Annotated in this window: 3 protein-coding genes; 2 read left to right on the top strand and 1 reads right to left on the bottom strand. The window is 68.6% G+C overall.

Translation table 11 applies throughout. The features are described from left to right. Nucleotides 1-34: 34 nt before the first annotated feature. Entirely contained in the window at nt 35-757 is a 723-nt protein-coding gene (locus tag H5T60_12955; protein MBC7243338.1) for a hypothetical protein, read from the top strand. A gap of 17 nt (nt 758-774) precedes the next feature. Next, complete coding sequence (locus tag H5T60_12950; GenBank protein ID MBC7243337.1) at nt 775-1,497, top strand: methyltransferase domain-containing protein; 723 nt, start codon at nt 775-777, stop codon at nt 1,495-1,497. A gap of 7 nt (nt 1,498-1,504) precedes the next feature. On the opposite strand, the gene H5T60_12945 is transcribed toward H5T60_12950, so the two are convergent. Then, on the bottom strand, nt 1,505-3,501 hold a 1,997-nt coding region (locus H5T60_12945; protein MBC7243336.1), incomplete at its 5' end, for a hypothetical protein.

Below are 3,501 nucleotides of genomic sequence, written 5' to 3'. Positions count from 1 at the left end.
GAAGCCGGCTGTCATGAGGGGGCCTGCCGCATCCATGCCAACACATCATCGCCCGGATCGCCTGTACCGCCTCCTGAAACTGTTGGGTCGCCCGTTTCGCTATCAGGTGATCGGCCTGCACCGCCTGCCGGCGCAGGGGCCGGCGATCATCATTTCCAATCATCTGGGCAGTATCGGCCCGGTGGAGGCCATCCTTTCCCTGCCCCAGCGCCTGTATCCCTGGGTCATCGGCGAAATGACCGACCCGCGCCGGGCACCCCGCTACCTGTACGACGATTTCGTCCATCCCGTCTGGGGGCTCTCCGGGCCGGCCGGCATGCTGGTCTCCCACATCGTGGCGCGCATCGCCGTAGGCATCATCAACGGCATCGGCAGTGTGTCGGTGGACCAGAACCGCGAGCGCACCATCGGCGCCTTTCGCCGCAGTCTCCAACTCCTGGCCGATGGCCGGATACTGCTCATCTTCCCGGAGGACAACCGCCAGCCGGCGCACCCGGAATTGGGCATCCACCATTTTCGCTGTGGTTTCGTGGGATTATGCCGCATGTACGAGCGGGAATTGGGCGGACGACTGCCGGTCTATCCCATCGCGGTGCACGCCGGCCGCCGGCAGATCCTGGCCGGCACGGCGATGTTCTATGAGGACGGCCGGGGGCCGCGCGAGGGCATCCAGCAGACCTGCCGGCGCCTCTATCACAGCCTGTGTGACCTGTACGCCCGGCTGAACGATGGCGCCGGCGAAAGGATGGAGGGATGACCGACCGTACGGGTTCTATGCAGGAGACATTCCAGCGGCGCGGGGCGCCCAGCTTTGTATGGCGCGCCGGCCAGGAGCGCCGGCTGGCCCTGGTGGAGCGGTGGGCAGGACTGCAGGGCCAGCGCGTGTTGGACGCCGGCTGTGGCGTGGGCACCTATATGGCCGCCTTTCAAGGGCGCGGCGCGGCGGCGTACGGCGTGGAGATCGAGGCGGATCGCGCTGCCGAGGCGCTTGCGGTGACCAGGCGGGTATGTGTGGCCGCGGTGGAGTCCCTGCCCTTCGCGCCGGCGTCCTTCGACGTCATCTTCTCCCACGAGGTGTTGGAGCATGTGGCGGATGACCGGCGCGCCGTACAGGAAATGGCGCGCTGTGTACGGCCCGGCGGCCGCGTGGTCATCTTCGTCCCCAACCGCTGGTATCCCTTCGAGACCCACGGCATCGAGTGGCGCGGCCGCTATCATTTCGGCAACATCCCGCTGGTCAATTACCTGCCGGACCGCTGGCGGAACCGGCTGTGCCCGCACGCCCGGGCATACACGCGCCGGCAAATCCGCCGCCTGCTGGCCGGCACGCCCCTGCGTATCGTGCACCATACCCAGATCTACCCAGGCTTTGACAACCTGGTGGCGCGCTGGCCGCGCGCCGGCCGGCTGATACGCGCCCTCTTCCACTTCCTGGAGCGCACCCCCCTGCGTTTCTTCGGATTGTCCCACTTCCTGGTGGCAGAGCGAGAGGAATAACAGGCCCCTAGCGGGCGAGGATGATCTCCACATAATCGCCGAGCGGCTGGCCGTCGGAGGTGAAGGCTGGCAGACGCCCCGTGTCGTCGTACAGCCCCACCCACAATTTCCCCAGATGATCTGTCGCGAAGCCCGCCGGCAGAAGCACAGGGTGCTCGTCCGCGATATACTCACCGGCCACCCAGCCGCTGGTGGGAAACTGGCCGGCGCCCGGCACGCCGTCATGCTGGCCGACCAGCACACACTGGTCGTCGAAGGCGTGCACGAAGACCTTATACCGCCGATCCCCATCGCGCAGGGCATGCCAGTACAGCGTCAGCGCCAGGTACTGCCCGCCGGCGGAGGGCTGGATGCGCCAATCATAGCCCACCAGCTCCGCCAGGTCGCCGAAGCGCGCGTTCACGGTCTGGGCCGTCTGCGGCGGTGTGAAGGAATGGGGCCGGCCCACCACGCCCACGCGCCCCAATGGAATATAATCCCGGCCGCGGCCCAATCCGGCCACCACGGGGAGGCGAGAGCGGTCCGAGGCGCGGAACAAGCCGACAATAAGCTGGTAGATCCCATCCGGCAGGGCGGCCGGCAGGGTCAGCTCCTGACGGTCGCGAATGATATCGCCGGACTGCCAGCGGGTTGTCGGGAAAAAGCCGGCTGTGGGGGGCACCTCGGCGGCGGCCATCAGCCGGCCCTCCCGGTCCAGGAGCTGGACAAAGGTCACCAGCTCTTCCCCGGGCGCGTTCAGGCACTGCCAGAACAGGAGGATCTCGACCGTATCCCCCGGCTTCCAGGGCGCCGGCGGCAGGTCATACGCGACCAACCGCACGGCTCCCCCCAGGTCGGCCCGGACCTGGTGCGATGCCGCCACCGCGGCCGGCGGCACCGGGTGCGCCGGCCGCGTCACTTCCACCGCGCCCAGCAGTGCCTCCGTAGGGATTTCCATCGAGGACGCGCTCAGGACCGGCAGGGGGGTCCCGTCCGGCCGGCGCAGGCTCAGCCAGAGCGGATATGTGCCCGGGGGCAGGCCGGCATCCAGCAGAAGGCCGTAGCGCTCCGTGAGATGGTCCCCTGCTTCCCAGGCGGAAAAAGGCCGCCGGCCCCAGAGCGGCTCCCGGTCCCACTGCGCCCAGGTGCGGCCCTGGTCATCGGCCAGCCGGAAGACGATGTGATAATCCTCGTCCGGCCGCGCGGCGCTCTGCCACGTCACCTGCACTACTACACTGCCGTATGCGGACGGCAGAGGTTCACTGCTGAGGCGCATGTCCGCCGCCCGCACGACGCCGGCGAACTCCACACCGCCGGCGGACGGCACGAGCGCCGGCACAGGGACGTACATGGTCAGCAGCGTGGTGCCGTACCAGCGGCTGTAGGCACGCACGGCATGCGCGTCCAGATACTCGAGCACCATCTCTTCCAGCCGACTGCCGGTGGTGAGGTACGCCGGCATCCACAGCCGGCCGTGCTCCTGCAGGAGGGCATCCAGCTCCCGCGCCATGCGCGCCGGGTCATCCGCCCAAAACTGGCGCGCCTGCGGGTATATCTGCGAGGGGGTCTCGATCAGCGCCGGCGGCGAGTCCAGATAGGCCTGGAAATACCCGACCTGCCAGGGGAAAACGCAAAGGACGGCGTCCTCCGGCCGGCCCCGCGCGGCGATGAATTGGGCAATGCCGCGGTAGTCCTCCTGCGGATAGCGCGGCACGGTGTAAAAACCAGCCAGGGAGAGGCCGGCGATGACCACGCACAGCGCCAGGCCGGCCAGGGCAGCGCGGCGTACTGCCGGCCGGGCCTGCTCCAGGGCGTTCGCCAGCGCCTCGCCGCTCAGCAGGAGGAAGGCCGGTAGGGCTAATAGCATCAATCGCTCACTGCGCGGCGGATTGAAGGGGGCGATAAGGTTGATGAGATACCCGCCCAGCCAGGGGGTCAGCCACCAGGACAGGCCCAGCGCCAGGATTGTCCCCTGCGCTGGATGCCGGCGCCTGCGGAGCAGGAGCCAGATCGCGCCGGCCAGCG

This window comes from Anaerolineae bacterium, assembly GCA_014360855.1.
Lineage (GTDB): Bacteria > Chloroflexota > Anaerolineae > JACIWP01 > JACIWP01 > JACIWP01.
The sequence above is the reverse complement of the archived record's forward strand: the minus strand, read 5'-3'. Positions and strand labels throughout refer to the sequence as shown.

What these genes read in the sequence shown, in the direction of transcription:
- H5T60_12955 (MBC7243338.1), top strand. Translation starts at nt 35, where the DNA reads ATGCCAACACATCATCGCCCGGATCGCCTGTACCGCCTCCTGAAACTG.
- H5T60_12950 (MBC7243337.1), top strand. Translation starts at nt 775, where the DNA reads ATGCAGGAGACATTCCAGCGGCGCGGGGCGCCCAGCTTTGTATGGCGC.